Origin of the sequence: Arhodomonas sp. SL1 (genome assembly GCF_052060015.1) — a bacterium.
Classification (GTDB): domain Bacteria; phylum Pseudomonadota; class Gammaproteobacteria; order Nitrococcales; family Nitrococcaceae; genus Arhodomonas.
Window position 1 is genome coordinate 169,851 of the sequence record NZ_JBPODZ010000004.1, and the last position, 17,267, is coordinate 187,117.

Annotated in this window: 11 protein-coding genes and 1 riboswitch; of the genes, 5 read left to right on the top strand and 6 right to left on the bottom strand. The window is 68.7% G+C overall.

The features are described from left to right. Nucleotides 1-8: 8 nt before the first annotated feature. A complete protein-coding gene (locus ACQ754_RS07905) occupies nucleotides 9-5,450 on the top strand; it encodes an Hpt domain-containing protein (protein ID WP_440996464.1) in 5,442 nt (1,813 codons plus the stop codon). Between the two features lie 30 nt (nucleotides 5,451-5,480). Then, nucleotides 5,481-5,933: a chemotaxis protein CheW gene (locus ACQ754_RS07910; RefSeq protein ID WP_440996465.1), complete on the top strand. Its 453-nt coding sequence runs from the start codon at nucleotides 5,481-5,483 to the stop codon at nucleotides 5,931-5,933. Here ACQ754_RS07910 and ACQ754_RS07915 read toward each other — a convergent pair. The 5 genes from ACQ754_RS07915 to ACQ754_RS07935 form a co-directional block, all read right to left on the bottom strand. Beyond that, nucleotides 5,919-6,671 (bottom strand): 16S rRNA (uracil(1498)-N(3))-methyltransferase, encoded by a 753-nt coding sequence (locus ACQ754_RS07915; RefSeq protein ID WP_440996466.1) that lies wholly within the window; start codon nucleotides 6,669-6,671, stop codon nucleotides 5,919-5,921. The genes ACQ754_RS07910 and ACQ754_RS07915 overlap by 15 nt on opposite strands. A gap of 119 nt (nucleotides 6,672-6,790) precedes the next feature. Further along, the gene (ahcY, locus tag ACQ754_RS07920; protein WP_440996467.1) at nucleotides 6,791-8,206 is read right to left on the bottom strand and encodes an adenosylhomocysteinase; all 1,416 of its coding nucleotides are present in this window, start codon (nucleotides 8,204-8,206) and stop codon (nucleotides 6,791-6,793) included. A gap of 13 nt (nucleotides 8,207-8,219) precedes the next feature. Then, nucleotides 8,220-8,309: riboswitch (S-adenosyl-L-homocysteine riboswitch) on the bottom strand. A 27-nt stretch (nucleotides 8,310-8,336) separates the two neighbouring features. Beyond that, nucleotides 8,337-9,506: a methionine adenosyltransferase gene (gene metK, locus ACQ754_RS07925; protein WP_440996468.1), complete on the bottom strand. Its 1,170-nt coding sequence runs from the start codon at nucleotides 9,504-9,506 to the stop codon at nucleotides 8,337-8,339. Nucleotides 9,507-9,616: 110 nt separating this feature from the next. Beyond that, nucleotides 9,617-10,456, bottom strand: a complete 840-nt coding sequence (locus ACQ754_RS07930) for a methyltransferase domain-containing protein (RefSeq protein WP_440996469.1) — start codon at nucleotides 10,454-10,456, stop codon at nucleotides 9,617-9,619. Further along, on the bottom strand, nucleotides 10,456-11,265 hold the full coding sequence (locus ACQ754_RS07935) for a glycine/sarcosine N-methyltransferase (protein ID WP_440996470.1): 810 nt from the start codon (nucleotides 11,263-11,265) through the stop codon (nucleotides 10,456-10,458). The genes ACQ754_RS07930 and ACQ754_RS07935 overlap by 1 nt, the downstream gene beginning before the upstream one ends. A gap of 535 nt (nucleotides 11,266-11,800) precedes the next feature. Between ACQ754_RS07935 and tkt the strand changes: the two genes are divergently transcribed. The 3 genes from tkt to ACQ754_RS07950 all read left to right on the top strand — a co-directional run bounded on the left by tkt (nucleotide 11,801) and on the right by ACQ754_RS07950 (nucleotide 16,154). Next, the gene (tkt, locus tag ACQ754_RS07940) at nucleotides 11,801-13,795 is read left to right on the top strand and encodes a transketolase (protein WP_440996471.1); all 1,995 of its coding nucleotides are present in this window, start codon (nucleotides 11,801-11,803) and stop codon (nucleotides 13,793-13,795) included. Between the two features lie 30 nt (nucleotides 13,796-13,825). Next, the gene (gene gap, locus ACQ754_RS07945) at nucleotides 13,826-14,836 is read left to right on the top strand and encodes a type I glyceraldehyde-3-phosphate dehydrogenase (RefSeq protein ID WP_440996472.1); all 1,011 of its coding nucleotides are present in this window, start codon (nucleotides 13,826-13,828) and stop codon (nucleotides 14,834-14,836) included. 139 nt (nucleotides 14,837-14,975) lie between these two features. After that, nucleotides 14,976-16,154 (top strand): phosphoglycerate kinase, encoded by a 1,179-nt coding sequence (locus ACQ754_RS07950; RefSeq protein ID WP_440996473.1) that lies wholly within the window; start codon nucleotides 14,976-14,978, stop codon nucleotides 16,152-16,154. A 200-nt stretch (nucleotides 16,155-16,354) separates the two neighbouring features. Here ACQ754_RS07950 and ACQ754_RS07955 read toward each other — a convergent pair whose 3' ends face one another. Further along, a complete protein-coding gene (locus tag ACQ754_RS07955; protein WP_440996474.1) occupies nucleotides 16,355-17,257 on the bottom strand; it encodes a phosphoribosylaminoimidazolesuccinocarboxamide synthase in 903 nt (300 codons plus the stop codon). Nucleotides 17,258-17,267 lie beyond the last annotated feature (10 nt).

Genomic DNA, 17,267 nt, shown 5'->3' on the forward strand with positions numbered 1-17,267 from the left:
AGACAGGCATGGATTACAGCGTGCTCGGCTGGGTGAGCGGAGAGCTGGACGACACCCTCCGCCAGGCCGCGGAGGCGCTGGAGCGCTTTGCCGAGGAAGGTGGCGAGGGCTCGGAGGCAACGGATTGCGCGGGCTTCCTCCATCAGGCGGCAGGCACGCTGCGCATGCTGGAGCTGGAGGGCCTGGCACGGCTTGCCGGCGAGATGGAGGAACTCGCCGGGGCGCTCGCCGCGGGTGACCCCGCCGATGCCGATGCCGCCAACGAGCGGCTCATGGGCGGCATCCTGCGGCTGCGCAACCACCTGGAAGCGCTCACGGCGGGGACACCGGTGAGCCCCCTGCCGTTGGCGGCCCTGATCAACGAGCTACGCGCAGCAAGGGGGGCCGAGTCGTTACCGCAAGGCGCCTTTTTCGCCCCCGATCTCGCCGCGGTGGCGAAGCGTCCCGACGATCCCGGACGAGACGGCACCGACCGTCGCCCGGAGGTGGTGGCCCGTGCACGGCTGTTGTTCCAGCGCGGGTTGCTGGAGCTGCTCCGTGGGCAGGATGTCGGGGCCGCCCTGGCGCGGATGAGCGAGGCCGTTGAGCGCATGGATCGCGCCGCGCCCGATATATACGAGGCGGCGCCCTGGTGGGTGGGGGCGGCGCTGCTGGAGGCGGTCTCCGCGGGGCAGCTGGACCCCGGAGCGCGACGGACACGCGCGTTGCTCTCCCGGCTCGAGCGGGAGATGAAGCGGGTCGCCGATGGCATGGCCGGTGATGGACCAGACCAGCAGCTGCTTCGTGACTTCCTGCATGCCCTAGCCGGCGTCGACAGTGGCGGCGGCCCGCGGTTGACCGCCGTTCGCGAAACCTATCGGCTCGATACCCTGGCCGGCGAGTCGGCGGATTCCGGCGATGAAATACCCGGCGAGGGTGCCGACATCGGCGCCTTCCGGACCGTGGCGACGGTCCTTCGCGAGGACGTAGCGGCCATCAAGGACAGCCTCGATCTCCACGTCCGCGCTGCGGATGCCGACGAAGACCGACTCCGTGAGGCGGCGCGGAGTATGGAGCGGGTGAGCGACACCCTGGGCGTGCTCGGACTGGAGGCAGCCAGGACGACGTTGCGCGAACAGGCGGGCATCCTCTCCGGCGGAGCGGCGGATGAGGGCGCGATCATGGCCGCCGCCGAGGCGCTGCTCTACGTGGAGACCGAACTGGCACGCTTCGGCCGCGGTGGTGCCGGGAACGCCGAGGATCATGCGCGCAGCGCCTTCGAGGAGGAATATCACTCCATCCAGACCCAGGCCCTGGACGAGGCCATACGTGAGATGGAGCAGATCCAGGCCCTGGTCTCCCGAGCCTTGGAATCCCCTGAGGGGACGGACGACACGGAAATCGTGCAACGCTTCCGTGGCATCCAGGGCGTGGGCCGGGTACTGGATCTGGAGCGTTTCGCCACCCTTGCGGGCCGCGCGGGCGCAGCCGCGCGTGTGGTACTGCAGGCCGCGCGGGCGGGTAACGACGAATCCCAGGATGAGATGGCCGACGCCATCACGAGCCTCGAGTATTACCTCGAGGCCTTGCGGGACGGGCGTCGTGAGGTCGATCGTATCCTGGATGTCGCCGAGTCGGTACTGGATCGCCTGGCCCCGGAAGACAACGCTGAGGCCGCAGCGCCGCCGACACCCGCCTTGAGCGTGGTGCCGACGGACGGGGACGCCGGGGCCGGAGAGGGCTCGGTGGAAGGCGACCTCAAGGAGCCCGAGACCGATGAACCCGGGCCTCCCCCCCTCGAGCTCCTGCCTGACGACGAAGCCGTGGCCGCTGACACCCAGGTGCCGGAGGAGCGCCCGGCGAAGGAGGCACCGGCGCCGTCGGTTTCGGATACCGAAGGCGCGGAGGTGGCGACGCCCGAGTCGGCAACCCATTACGCCGCCAAGCGCGGTCCGGTGGACCTCGACGTGCCACTGCACTCCGAGGCCATGGACGAGGAAATCCTGGAGATCTTCCTCGAGGAGCTGGAGGAGGTCCTGCAGACCCTGGACGAGAGCTTCCCTCGCTGGTGTGCGGATCCGGACGACGAGGAGGCACTGGTCACCACCCGGCGCATGTTTCACACGCTCAAGGGCAGCGGGCGACTTGCCGGCCTGCTGCTCCTCGGCGAGCTGGCCTGGTCGGCGGAAAACCTCCTCAATCGCATCCTCGACGGCAGCCGCGCCGCGGACGGGGCGGTGCGCGACATGGTCGACGAAACCATTGCGGTGGTCCGTGAGCTCGGCCGCCTCGCCGGCCAGGACCCTTCCTCGGTGCCCACCGAGCTCCGCGAAAAGGCCCGAACGCTCATGGCGCGCTCCGCCGGCCTCGCCGAGGGCGTCGCCGTTGCCGAAGAGGTGCCGCCGCCGGTCGCCACCGGCGAGGAGGAAGATCGCGGGGGCCCTGCAGACCGGCCCGCAGTGGAAGACCGCAGCGAGCCGGTGGCCGGGACGCTCCCGGCGCTGGATCCCACCCTGTACGACATATTCCGCCGCGAAAGCGAGGAGCACCTGGATCAAGTGGACAGCTGCCTGCGCCAGGCGCGGGAGTCCGGCTATCCCTGCCAGGCCAGCGAGGCGCTGGTACGTTCGCTGCACACCCTGACCGGCTCCGCCCGGATGTCCGGCGTGGAGCCCGTCGCGGAGCTCGGGCGAGCGATGGAAAACCTCGTCCGGGGCCGGCGCTCGGAGAGCCAGCTCCTCGATGCGGAGGATCAGCGCCTGCTCGCATCCGGGACGCAGGGCGTGCGAGAGCTCATCGAGGCCCTCGGCGGGGAGCGCAGGATCCCTCCGGGCACCGAGGGGCTCGTCGCCGCCATCACGGGCCGTATCGAGCGGGAAGCACGCGGACCGTCGCTCGAGGAGGTCAGCGATCGGCACCGGCTACTGCCCTTCGATTATGCGGTGGCGCGGCCGGAGCCCCGGGCCACCGCGATGCCGGGGCCGGAAGATGCCCTTGCCGCGACATCCGCCGAGCCCGCCGTCGGTATGCCCTACCCCACCGCTGCCGGCGAACCCGGCGGGACAGCCATGCCCACCGGTACGGAGGGGGCTACGGAAGAGGCGGCGGAGCCGGTAACAGCGCCTGCCTCCCCATCGGCTTCGGTGGATCCGGAGCTCGTCGAGATCTTCCTCGATGAGGCCGAGGACCTGTTGCAGACCATGGAGCGGACCCTCGGTGCCTGGGAAGCGGAAGGGGGTGGCCCGGAGCAGGCAGATACCCTCCACCGGGCCTTGCACACCTTCAAGGGTAGCGCCCGGTTGGCCGGCTTTCGCGTGCTCGGCGATTTCTGCCATGCCGCCGAGGAGGTGGTGGCGGCGGCGTCGGCGGGCAGGATCGCGACGGACATGCGTCTGCACGCGCTGCTGCGCGAGACCCTTGACGAGCTCACCGCGCTGGTCGAGCAGGCGGCGGGCGGCGTGGAGGCCGACCCGGACGCAGAGCTGCTGGCCCGGCTCGCCGATCCCGAGCACGCCCTGCCGGAACCCGCAGAGGCGGAAACGACCGCCGCGGAGCCGACTCCGCTGCCCGCCGAGCGCGGGGACAGCGGTGCGGAAGAGGCCGATGCCGGAGCGGGCGCTACGGCACCGCTGCGCAGCGATGTGGTCCGGGTTCGGGCGGAGGTCCTCGACGAGCTGGTCAATCACGCCGGCGAGGTCAACATCTACCGGGCCCGCCTGGACCAGCAAACCGGAGCGGTGGGCTTTAACCTCCAGGAGCTCGATGCAACCGTGGCCCGTGTGCGCCAGCAGCTGCGCGCCCTGGAGATCGAGACGGAGAGCCATATCCGCTACGGTTTCCAGCGGGACGCGGAGAGCGAGCCGACGGATACCGAAGACGCCGAGTTCGATCCGCTGGAGCTGGATCGGTTCAGCCGCATGCAGGAGCTATCGCGGGCGCTGTCGGAGAGCGTTAACGACCTGGCCAGCATCCAGGGGACGCTGGACGGGCTCAACCGCGAGAGTGAGACGCTGCTGCTGCAGCAGTCGCGGGTCAACACCGAGCTCCAAGAGGGGCTCATGCGGTTGCGCATGGTCCCCTTTGCCAATCTCATCCCGCGACTGCGGCGCATTATCCGCCAGGCGGCGAAGGAGCTGGGGCGCGAGGTCGAACTGGAGGTGCGCGGCGGTGAGGGCGAGATGGACCGCAGCGTCCTCGAGCGCATGGTCCCGCCGTTGGAGCACATGCTGCGCAACGCCGTGGCCCATGGCATCGAGCCCCCGGGCAAACGCCGGGAGGCGGGTAAGCCGGAGGCGGGGACCATCCGTATCGAGGTCCTTCGCGAGGGCGCCGATGTGGTGCTCCGCCTGTCCGACGACGGCGCCGGCCTGAACCTTGAGGCCATCGCGGAGCGGGCCATCGAGCGCGGTCTGATGCGCGCCGATGCGGATCTGACCGAGCGCGAAATCATGCAGTTCGTGCTGGAGCCCGGCTTCAGCACCGCCTCCCGGATCACCCAGGTCGCGGGGCGCGGCGTGGGGCTGGACGTCGCCAACACCGAAATCCGCCAGCTCGGCGGCAGCCTGGAGCTGGATTCCACTGAGGGGCAAGGCACGCGCTTTACCGTGCGCCTGCCCTTCACGCTGGCGCTCAACCAGGGCTTGCTTTGTGAGGCTGGTGACGAGCTCTATGCGATCCCGCTGTCGAGCATCATCGGCGTGGTGCGTGCCGAGCGCTCGTTCCTCGAACGCGCGCTGTACAGCGATTCGCCCACCTACTACGAGTATGCGGGCAACCAGTATGAGGTGGTGAGCCTGACGGGCCTGCTCGGTGCCGGCCAGCCGGCCCTGGAGGAGGGCCGGGCCCTGGCGCCGCTGGTACTGGTCCGTGCCGGTGAGCACAGTGTCGCGCTGCACGTGGACGGGCTGCTGGGCAGCCGGGATATCGTGGTGAAGTCTCCGGGGCCGCAGATCAGCGGGATCCCGGGGCTGTTCGGCGCCACCATCCTCGCCGACGGCAGCGTGGTGCTGATCGTCGACGTCGGCGCGCTGATGCGCCACCGCGGACGCTTCCAGGAGGCGGCTGGGTCCGAAGAGCCGGCGGCGACCCAGCGCGAAGCGCCGGTGGTCATGGTGGTCGACGACTCCATCACCATGCGCAAGGTGGCCACGCGCTTGCTCGAGCGCAACGGCATGGAGGTGGTGACCGCGAAGGACGGCCTCGACGCCGTCGCCCGGATGCAGGAGCGGCTGCCGGATGTGGTGCTGCTGGATATTGAGATGCCACGCATGGACGGCTACGAGCTGGCGGCGCACATGCGCAACCAGTCCGAGACCCGGGAGACACCCATCATCATGATCACCTCGCGCAGTGGCGAGAAGCATCGCGAGCGGGCGATGGACCTGGGGGTGGACCGTTACCTCGGCAAGCCCTATCAGGAAACAGAGCTCCTGGAGGCGATTCAGGAGCTGCTCGGCGAGGAGACCGCCTGACGGCGGCTTTCATCGGGACCGGGAGGGATAGTGGCGGAAGCGGATACGATTCGTTGCCTGATGGTGCCGGTTGGCGAAGGGCGCTGGCTGGTGCCGGGCGCCCTGGTCGCGGAGGTCATCGACTACCGTGAGCCTGGCGAGGCCCCGGCGGATGCACCGCCCTGGCTAGCCGGGCTCGTCGCCTGGCGAGGCCGTCAGATCCCCACCCTCCGGCCGGAGGTGTTGGCGGGCGAGGCGCCGTCCGCCGGCGGTGAGGCTCGGTTGCTGGTGCTCAAGGCGGTGACTGGCCGTTTGGCCGAGACACACTATGCCCTCGTCGCCGCGGGTATCCCCCGCCTGGTGAACATCACCGCCGATACCCTGGCCGCCGCCGGGGACGCAGGCGAGCTGCTGGTGCCCGTGCTCGCCACCGGTGAGGCCGCTTCCCTGCCGCGGCTCGACCGCATCGAGGAGGCGCTGGCAGGGGCCTCAGCCGCCGTCTGAACCGGGCCCGTCCAGGTCACCGAAGCGCGCCTGCAGGACGCTGAGCGCCGCGATGGCGGCGGTCTCCGCACGGAGGACGCGCGGCCCGAGGGCGAGGGCCAGGAAGCCGCGGTTTCGCGCCTCGGCGAGCTCGGCATGGCTCAGCCCGCCCTCGGGGCCGACCAGCAGCGCGATGCCCGGACCGGCTGGTGGCAGGCTGGAGATCCCGTCGCCACCGTCAGGGTCCAGGACGATTCCCTGCAGCCCGTCGGCCCGATCCCACGCCTTCGTCAGCGGCATCGGGGCATCCAACACAGGGACGCGGTTACGGCCGCACTGCTCGCATGCGCTCGTGGCGACCCGCTGCCAGTGCTGCCTGCGCTTCTCCGCCCGCTCCGGGTCCAGGCGCACCACGCAGTGATCCGTGATCACCGGAACCACGCGGGTCGCCCCCAGCTCCACCGCTTTCTGTACCGCGGTGTCCATGCGTTCGCCCTTGGCGACCCCCTGCAATAGCACAACCGGGACCGGTGGTTCGGCCTCCCGCGAGCGGTGCTCGAGCAGTGTCATCGAGGCGGCACGCCGTTCGAGCCGTTCAAGCCGTGCGGCATATTCTCCGCCGCGGCCGTCGAAGACGGTGAGGGTGTCGCCGGTACGCAGCCGCCGGGCCCGCAGGTGGGCGATCACTTCGCCACCAGGGGTTACCGTGATGCCGCTCGCGAGGGGGCCGGGGAGAAAGACCCGGGTGTCCAGACCCATGGTTCACGTCGTCGCCGCCACAAGAGGGCCCGATGATAGCCGCGGCGGGGGTGGGGCACCAACGAAAAGACCCCGGCGCGGGCCGGGGTCTTTGTTCGCGCAAGTCGGGGCGGGCCCGCTTAGTAGCGGTAGTGCTCCGGCTTGAAGGGGCCCTCCTTGGACACGCCGAGGTACTCCGCCTGCTCCGCGGTGAGCTCGGTGAGCTCGACGCCGATGCGCCCCAGGTGCAGCCGGGCCACCTCCTCGTCGAGGTGTTTCGGCAGGATGTAGACGTCCTTGTCGTACTCGCCCTTGTTGTTGTGCAGCGCCATCTGCGCGAGCACCTGGTTGGTGAAGCTGTTCGACATCACGAAGCTCGGGTGCCCCGTGCCGCAGCCCAGGTTCACCAGCCGGCCCTCGGCGAGCAGGATGATTTTCTTGCCGTCGGGGAAGGTGATGTGGTCCACCTGCGGCTTGATGTTGTCCCACTCATACTGCTGCAGCGAGGCCACGTCGATCTCGTTGTCGAAGTGGCCGATGTTGCACACGATGGCCTCGTTCTTCATGGCCTTCATGTGCTCGTGGGTGATGACGTGGTAGTTGCCGGTGGCGGTGACGAAGATATCCGCCTTGTCCGCGGCGTAGTCCATGGTCACCACGCGGAAGCCCTCCATCGCCGCCTGCAGCGCGCAGATGGGGTCGATCTCGGTGACCCACACCTGGGCACCGAGGCCGCGCAGGCTCTGGGCGGAACCCTTGCCCACGTCACCATAGCCGGCCACCACGGCGGTCTTGCCGGCCACCATCACGTCGGTGGCGCGCTTGATGCCGTCCGCCAGGGACTCGCGGCAACCGTAGAGGTTGTCGAACTTGGACTTAGTCACCGAGTCGTTGACGTTGATCGCCGGGAAGGGCAGGCCCTCGTCGCGGGCGATCTGGTAGAGGCGATTCACACCGGTGGTGGTCTCCTCGCTGACCCCGCGGATCTGCGCCTTGATGCGGCCGTAGAATCCCGGGCGCTCTTCGAGCCGGCGTTTGATCGCGGGGAACAGGGCGCGCTCCTCGTCGTTACCCGGGTTGTCCAGGAACGAGGCGTCCTGCTCGGCCTTGGCGCCGATCATGACCGCGCCGGTGGCGTCGCCGCCGTCATCGAGGATCAGGTTCGGGCCGTCCTCACCGGGCCAGTCCAGGATGCGGTGGGTGAATTCCCAGTACTCCTCCATGGTCTCGCCCTTGTAGGCGAATACCGGGATGCCGCGGGCGGCGATGGCCGCGGCGGCGTGGTCCTGGGTGGAGTAGATGTTGCAAGAGGCCCAGCGGACCTCGGCACCCAGCTCGGCCAGGGTCTCGATGAGCACCGCCGTCTGGATGGTCATGTGCAGCGAGCCGGCGATCTTCGCGCCCTTGAGGGGCTTTTCCTTGCCGTACTTCTCGCGCAGGGCCATGAGACCGGGCATCTCGGTCTCGGCGATGGCGATCTCCTTGCGGCCCCACTCGGCCAGCGAGAGATCTGCGACGTGGTGGTCGGTGCCGGTGTTGTCCACGACTGCGTTCATGGTTCACTCCGTTGGTCACCGAGCGCCGTTGTTCGAATGGATTCACCCATTGCCGAGCCTGGCCTCCCCCCAACGGGGGCAGGTTGCAGCGCTCCTCGGCAACGGGCGCGCCGTAGGGCGCGTGCGTTGCTTACTTGCCGGCGGCCTGGCGCAGGGCGTCGGCCTTGTCGGTCTTCTCCCAGGGCAGATCGATGTCCTGCCGACCGAAGTGACCGTACGCCGCGGTGCCCGCGTAGATCGGCCGCTCCAGCTCCAGCATCTTGAGGATGCCGTAGGGGCGCAGGTCGAAGAGCTCACGGATCAGCTCGGTGAGCTGGACGTTGTCCACGTGCCCCGTGCCGAAGGTCTCGACCATCACCGAGGTGGGCTCGGCCACGCCGATGGCATAGGAGAGCTGGACCTCGCACTTGTCGGCCAGGCCGGCGGCGACCACGTTCTTGGCGACGTAGCGCGCGGCATACGCGGCCGAGCGGTCGACCTTGGACGGATCCTTGCCCGAGAAGGCACCGCCGCCGTGACGGGCCATGCCGCCGTAGGTGTCGACGATGATCTTCCGGCCGGTCAGGCCGCAGTCACCGAGCGGGCCGCCGGTGACGAAGCGCCCCGTGGGGTTGATGTGGATCTTGGTGTCGTTGTGCAGCCACTGCCCCGGCAGTACGGGCTTGACGATGTGCTCCATCACCGCCTCATGGACCTGCTCCTGGCTGACCTCCTCGTCGTGCTGGGTGGACAGCACCACGGCATCGCAGCCCACTACCTTGCCGTCGTCGTCGTAGGCGAAGGTGACCTGGCTCTTGGCGTCCGGGCGCAGCCACGGCAGGGTGCCGTCCTTGCGGACCTCGGACTGCCGGCGCACCAGGCGGTGGGCGAAGTCGATGGGGGCCGGCATCAGGGTGTCGGTCTCGTTGCAGGCGTAGCCGAACATCAGGCCCTGGTCGCCGGCGCCCTGCTCCTCGGGGCGGCTGCGATCGACGCCCTGGTTGATGTCCTCGGACTGCGCGCCGAGGGCATTGAGCACCGCGCAGGTGGCGTAGTCGAAGCCCTTCACGGAGCTGTCGTAGCCGATCTCCTTGACCGTGTCGCGGACGATCTGCTCGATGTCCACGTGCACGTCGGGGCGGGACTTGACCTCGCCGGCCACCAGCACCATGCCGGTCTGGGCCACGGACTCGGCGGCGACCCGTGCCTTGGGATCCTGCGCCAAGTAGGCGTCGAGGATGGCGTCCGAGATCTGGTCGCACATCTTGTCCGGATGGCCTTCAGAGACGGATTCGGAGGTAAAGAGATATTTCCTGCTCATCAATCACTCTCTGTCATTGGTGGATGGCGCATTCTAAACGCCATTCATGAATGGGGCTAACCCGGGGGCGACGCGGGGTTGTCCCACCCCGCGCGCACCCGACGGACGGATCAGCCAGTCTTGCGGAACACGAAGATGCCCCAGGTCAGGTAGCCCTTGCGGCCGCCATCGATCCAGTGCTGCAGGCCCTTCTTCATCCGCTCGATGTAGCCGCGGCTGACGCGCTGGGCCACCTCGTCCTCGCGCTCGGTGAGCAGCTGGTAGATGCGGCCGTAGTGGGCGGCGATCATGTCCGAGTGGTCCTCAAAGGCCACCTCCTCGAAATCCATGCCCTCGAGCTCACGGCGGTAGAACCCCGGCGAGCCGAGCGAATCCAGGTGGATGCGCTCGTAGATGGGCTCGAGGACGCCCTCCGGGCAGTCGTCCGACTGCATCGGGTCGGTGAACACGAAGTAGCCGCCCCGGCGCAGGACACGGTCGACCTCCTGGAGGACCCGGCGGCGGTCGCCGCTGTGCAGGATGGCGTCCTGGGACCAGACGACATCGAAGCTGTCGGCCTCGTAGGGCAGCTCCTCGAAGGAGCCGTCGACGACGTCGATCAGGTGGTCGACGCCCTGCTCGCGGTTCTTCTGCCGGCCGCGCTCGTTCTCCTTCTCCGAGAGGTTCAAGGCCGTGACATGGCAGCCGTAGGTCTTGGCGAGATAGCGCGCCGAACCGGCATAGCCGGAGCCGATGTCGAGTACGCGGCTCTTGGCGTTGAGGCCCGAAACCTTCTCGGCCATCCGCGCGACCGTGCGGCGGCTGGCGTCGTAGACCGGCTCGTCGGCGCTCTGGTAGAGGCCGACGTGGATGTCCTCGCCGCCCCAGACGATGTAGTAGAAGTTGTCCGCGTCCTCGCTGTTGTAGTACTCGCGGGCGGTCTCCACCGCCGCGGTGTAGTTGGCAGCCATCACTTGTCCTCCTCGTAGTTCTTCTCGGCGATGTGGATGAAGAAGTCCGGATCGGCCTCCTTGTAGGTCTCCTGGAAATCGCCGTAGGTCTCGATCTGCTGGAAGCCCACCTCGTGCATCAGCTGCCGGGTGTAGTCCTTGCGCAGCGGGAACATGTTGAGGTGGTAGACGGAGTTGTCCGGGAATTGGTAGCGGAAGCGCGCCAGCCCCTCGTCGACGTGCTCGGGATAGACCGAGACGTCGTCGCCGCAGTAATAGTAGGTGTGCTGGCTGGAGTAGCCGACGTCGAGCATGGCGTCGTAGTTGCGCTGGTCGAGGATCAGCACGCCGTCGTGCTTGAGGGTGGCGTAGAACTCGGCGAGCGCCTTGCGCCGGTCGTGCTCGGAGAACAGATGGGTGAACGAGTTACCGAGACAGATCACCGCGTCGTAGTGGCAGTGGATGTCGCGGTTGAGCCAGCGCCAGTCCACCTGGCAGGTACGTAGGATGTGTCCGCGCTCGCGGCCGTTCTCGAAGGCCTTGGCGAGCATCTCCGGGCTGCCGTCGCAGCTGACCACCTCGAAGCCCGCCTCGAGCAGGCGCACCGAGTGGAAGCCGGTGCCCGTGGCCACGTCCAACACGCTCTTGACGCCGCGCTCGCGCAGCACGTCGATGAAGAAGTCGCCCTCGCTCTTGGCGCGGCTCTCCCAGTCGATGAGCTCGTCCCACTTGTCGACGAAGCCCTCGATGTATTCCTCTTGGTAGTGCTCGCTCTCACGGACCTCGATGGGGTTGTCCCCGAAGTCCTGTTTCTTCTGCGTCGTGCTCATAGCAGTTTGCCCTTCCTGTGGTTGATATCCCGGTAGGCGCAAGCGCCACGCCGGGGCTCGGTCTCCATGGATCCGTCGTCGCCGCTCGGAATGCGCGCACTGTAGCGGCCCGGGCCCTGGGACCCGGGTGCCGGCGCGCCGCTCAACTTGTCATCCATCCTGCTGGCTTGTTCGCTGCCGGGTTATCTGCCCGGATGAGGCGGCGTATCGCCTAAAAAACCCTTGCCGACGTGTGAGGCCCAAAAGCGGCGTCGCAACCTGCCGCCCTGCAGCCTGAAGCAGGGGCATAGTCCGTATGAATTCACTACATGGTGGTTCAGTTCGCGATGAAATTCAAACCGGGATTTGTGACGGTCTCGTGAATCGTGGAGTCCAGCCCTAGGGGAACAGGGGTCGTGGTGGCCCGCGGACAGCCTTGCTATACCCCGTGAAGTTGGCGAGAATTTACGGCCTTACATCGAAAGCCCCACGGCGCCTTCCGCCCGGGGTGTCCATTCGTCCGCTGCTTTAAGCTGAATCCGGGAGAGCTCACCGCATGCCTTCTCGTCGCGAACTCGCGAATGCCATCCGTGCCCTGGCCATGGACGCCGTACAACGGGCCAAATCCGGCCATCCCGGCGCCCCCATGGGGATGGCGGACATCGCGGAGGTGCTCTGGAACGACTTCCTTCGTCACAACCCGGGCAATCCCCACTGGCCCAATCGGGACCGGTTCGTGCTTTCCAACGGCCATGGCTCGATGCTGCAGTATGCGCTGCTGCACCTCTCCGGCTATGAGCTGGGCCTGGAGGACCTCAAGGCATTCCGCCAGCTGCACTCCCGCACCCCTGGCCATCCGGAGGTCGGCTATACACCGGGGGTCGAGACCACTACCGGGCCGCTGGGGCAGGGGCTGGCCAACGCCGTCGGGATGGCCATTGCCGAGAAGGTGCTCGCCGCCCAGTTCAACCGGCCGGGCCATGCCATCGTCGATCATCACACCTACGTCTTCCTCGGTGACGGCTGTCTGATGGAGGGCGTGTCCCACGAGGTCTGTTCGCTCGCCGGCACCCTCGGCCTCGGCAAGCTCATCGGCGTCTATGACGACAACGGGATCTCCATCGACGGCAAGGTGGAGGGCTGGTTCACCGACGACACCCCGGCGCGCTTCGAGGCCTATGGCTGGCACGTGGTGCGGGATGTGGACGGCCACGACGCCGAGGCCGTGCGGCGGGCATTCGAGCAGGCGCGGGCGGTGACCGACCGGCCGTCGCTGATCTGCGCGAAGACGGTGATCGGCTTCGGTGCGCCCAACGTCTGCGGCACCCACGGTGTCCACGGCGCCCCCCTCGGCGACGAGGAGATCGAGGCGACCCGCGAGTTTCTTGGCTGGGAGCACGGGCCCTTCGAGATCCCCGAGGCCATCTACGCCGGCTGGGACGCCCGGGGCCGCGGTGAGCGTGCCGAGGCGGAATGGCGGGAGGCCTTCGAGGCCTATCGGGCCGCCCACCCGGAACGCGCCCGGGATTTCGAACGGCGCATGACCGGTGAGCTCCCCGAACGGCTCGCGGGCCATGCCGAGGCCTTGATCGCCCGCGCCCAGGAGCAGGGTCAGGAGGTGGCCACCCGCAAGGCCTCGCAGCTCGCCCTCAATGGTCTCGGGCCCTACCTACCGGAGCTCTTCGGCGGCTCGGCGGATCTAACCGGCTCCAACAACACGCTGTGGGATGACTGCACGCCGGTTACCGCCGCGGATGGCGATGGCAACTATATCTACTACGGCGTGCGTGAGTTCGGCATGGCCGCGATCATGAACGGCCTCGCCCTGCACGGCGGTCTCATCCCCTACGGCGGTACGTTCCTGGTGTTCTCGGACTATGCGCGCAACGCCGTGCGCATGGCCGCGCTGATGAAACAGCGCAGCATCTTGGTGTTCACCCACGACTCCATCGGCCTGGGCGAGGACGGCCCCACCCATCAGCCCGTGGAACACCTGGCGAGCCTGCGCCTGATCCCCAATCTGGCCGTGTGGCGGCCCTGCGACGTGCCGGAAACCATGGCGGCCTGGCAGGCGGCCCTGGAGCGCCGGGACGGGCCCACCGCCCTGGCATTGTCGCGGCAGAAGACCGCGCACCAGCCCCGCGACGAGGGGCAGCTGGCGGATATCCGCCGCGGCGGCTACGTGCTCCGCGACTGCGCCGGCACGCCGGAGGTCGTCCTCATCGCCACCGGCTCGGAGGTGGGGCTGGCGGTCCGCGCCGCCGAGGCCCTGGAGGCCGAGGGGCGGCGCGTCCGTGTCGTGTCCATGCCCTGCCTGGAGGTCTTCCGCGCCCAACCCGTCGAGTACCGGGATGCGGTGTTGCCGCCATCGGTCAGCGCCTGGGTGGCGGTGGAGGCGGGCCTGCCGGATCCCTGGTGGCCACTGGTGGGGCCGGCCGGCCGGGTCGTCGGCGTGGAGGGCTTCGGCGAGTCCGCGCCCGGCGATGCCGTCTACGAGCATTTCGGCGTGACCGCTGAGGCGGTCACAGAGGTGGCGCGGGCGCTCCTCTGAGGGGTGGCCCCGGCATAGGGAGGGGAGGCAATGGCGGTGAAGATCGCGATCAACGGCTATGGACGGGTCGGACGGGCGATCCTGCGGGCGGTCTACGAGATGGGGCGCGCGGACCGTTTCCGGGTGTTCGCCATCAACGACCTGGGCGATACCGGCATCCATGCCCACCTCACCCGGCATGATACCGCCCACGGGCCGTTCCCGGGCAGCGTCGAGGTAAGTGGCGACGATCTGCTCGTCAACGGTGACCCCATCCGTGTGTTCAGCGAGCGGGACCCGGCGAAGCTGCCCTGGGGGGAGCTGGGTGTCGACCTGGTGATGGAGTGCACCGGCGCCTTTCGCGGCCGGGACAAGGCATCGGCCCACTTGGATGCCGGCGCAGGGCGCGTGCTGATCTCCGCGCCTGCCGGGGACGATGTGGATGCCACGGTGGTCTACGGGGTCAATCACGAGGTCGTCGCGCCGGGGCATCGGGTCGTCTCCAACGCCTCCTGCACCACCAACTGCCTGGCGCCGCTGGTCAAACCGTTGCACGAGGCGCTCGGAGTGGAGCACGGCATCATGACCACTGTGCATGCCTACACCAACGACCAGGTGCTGAGCGACGTCTATCACAAGGACCCGCGTCGCGCCCGCGCCGCCGCGCAGAACCAGATCCCCACCACCACCGGCGCCACCCGGGCGGTGGAGAAGGTCCTCCCGGAGCTTGCGGGGCGGCTCGACGGCTATGCCCTGCGGGTGCCGACCATTAACGTCTCCCTGGTGGACTTCACCTTCACCGCCGGCCGCGATACCGACAGTGACGAGGTCAACGCGCTACTCCGCGCGGCTGCGGATGGCCCACTGGCTGGGATCCTCGGCTGCAGCGAGGAGCCGCTGGTCTCTTCGGATTTCATGCACGACCCCCGCTCCGCCGTGGTGGATCTGCCGCTGACCCGGGTAACGGGCAACCGCTTGGTCAAGGTCTGTGCCTGGTACGACAACGAGTGGGCATTCGCGGTGCGCATGCTGGATGTCGGTGAGGTGATGGTCGCGCATTGATTCGGCCTACTGGCAAGGGCCCGCTGGAGAGGCCGGGGGATCTGATACGTATCCCGGGGCGGGCGTCCCGCCGCCCGGGTCGCGCAGGTTTTCGGCGCAGGTGCATATTGACACGAAACCGGACAGGGAGTGATGACCTATGGCCGCGGTGAAGCGGATGGAGGATGTGGCGCTGGCGGGCCGCCGGGTGCTCATCCGCGAGGATCTCAACGTGCCGGTGCGCGACGGCGTGGTCACCGACGACAGCCGTATCCGCGCCGCCCTCCCCACGCTGCGCAAGGCCCTGGAGGCCGGGGGCCGGGTGCTGGTGGTCAGTCACCGCGGGCGGCCCAAGGAGGGGGAGTACAGCGAGGCGGATTCCATGGCGCCGGTGGCTGCCCGCCTCGGGGAACTGCTCGGCCAACCGGTACGCCTCGAGCAGGATTGGATAGAGGGCGTGGAGGTGGACCCCGGGGAGCTGGTGCTCTGCGAGAACGTGCGCTTCCTGGACGGCGAGAAGGCCGACGACGAACAGCTCGCCCGGCGGATGGCGGCGCTGTGTGACGTCTACGTCATGGATGCCTTCGGCACTGCCCACCGGGCCCAGGCCTCCACCCACGGGGTGGCCCGCTTCGCCCCCGAGGCCTGCGCGGGGCCGTTGCTGGCCGCGGAGCTGGACGCCCTCGGTCGTGCCCTGGAGAACCCGGCCCGGCCGCTGGTGGCCATCGTCGGCGGGGCCAAGGTCTCCACCAAGCTCACGGTACTGGAGCGGCTCATCGAGCGCGTGGATCAGCTCATCGTGGGCGGGGGGATCGCCAATACCTTCATCGCCGCCGCCGGCCATCCCGTAGGCCGGTCGCTCTACGAGGCCGACCTGGTCGAGGAGGCACGGGGATTGGCCGCTACCGCCCGGGAGCGGGGCGCCGAGATCCCCGTCCCCATGGATGTGGTCGTGGCGGAGGAGCTCTCCGCCGATGCCGAGGCCCGGGTGAAGGCCGTGGATGCCGTGGCCGAGGGCGAGATGATCCTGGATATCGGCCCCGAGACGGCGGAACGTTACGCCGGCTACCTCAAGGATGCCGGGAGTATCGTCTGGAACGGGCCGGTGGGCGTGTTCGAGTACGAGCAGTTCGGCAAGGGAACGGAGGCCCTGGCCCGTGCCATCGCCGCCAGCCCCGCATTCTCCATTGCCGGCGGCGGTGATACCCTGGCGGCCATCGCGCGCTACGGGGTGGGTGACGACCTCTCCTACATCTCCACCGGCGGCGGCGCCTTCCTGGAGCTCCTAGAGGGCCGTGAGCTGCCCGCCGTGGCGGCGCTGGAGCAGCGCGCGAGCTAGCCACGGATACACGTGAATGAACAGGATGGGTGGCCCCTGGAGTCGGCTGGCCCCGAAGGGGGTGACCTACTGACGCCCTCTGGAGCGGGCAAGGGTGTCATCGCTCACTGGCTCCCCAGCGCACAAACGAGCCCCATGCATCTGTGGGTATCGCTGTTGATCCGTGGCCTTGGTGGTCCGTGAGCCACGCCGGGGGTGGCTCAGGCGGCGCCGAGGCGGCGCTGGGCCTCGCGGTATTTCTCGGCGGTGCGGCGGAGGATCTGCGCCGGCAGCCGTGGGGCGGGCGCCGTCTTGTCCCAGTCCAGGCCTTCCAGGTAGTCGCGGACGAATTGCTTGTCGAAGCTCGGTGGTGAGCCACCGGGCTGATAGTCCTCCGCCGGCCAGAAGCGGCTGGAGTCCGGGGTGAGCGCCTCGTCGATCCAGACCAGATCCCCCGCCTCGTCGACGCCGAACTCCAGCTTGGTGTCGGCGATAATGATCCCCCGCTCGCGGGCATAGGCCGCCGCCTCGGCATAAACGCGCAGGGTGACGTCCCGGATCGCGTCGGCGCGATCACGGCCGATCCGCTCCGCCACGGCCTCGAAGGAGACGTTCTCGTCGTGGGCGCCGGCTTCCGCCTTGGTGGAAGGGGTGAATACGGGCTCCGGGAGGCGGTCCGCCTGGCGGAGCCCGGCGGGCAGGGGAATGCCGCAGATGGCGCCGCTGGCCTGGTAGTCCCGCCATCCGGAGCCGATGATGTAGCCGCGGGCGATGGCCTCCACCGGCAGCGGATCCAGGCGCCGCACCACCATCGCGCGACCGGTGACCTGGGCGCGTTCGTCGGGGTCCGTGAGCACCGCCTCCAGGGGTAGGTCCGCCAAGTGGTTGGGTACGATGTGCCGCATGCGTTCAAACCAGAAGCGCGACAGGGACGTGAGCACGGCGCCCTTCCCCGGGATGGGGTCGGGGAGGATCACGTCGAAGGCGGACAGGCGGTCGGTGGTGACGATGAGCAGGTGCTCGTCATCGACGGCGTAGAGGTCGCGCACCTTGCCGCGCCCGAGCAGGCTCAGACTCGGCAGGTCGCTCTCATAGAGGGCCTCGGGGGCATCCACGGTATCCATGGTGAAAAGT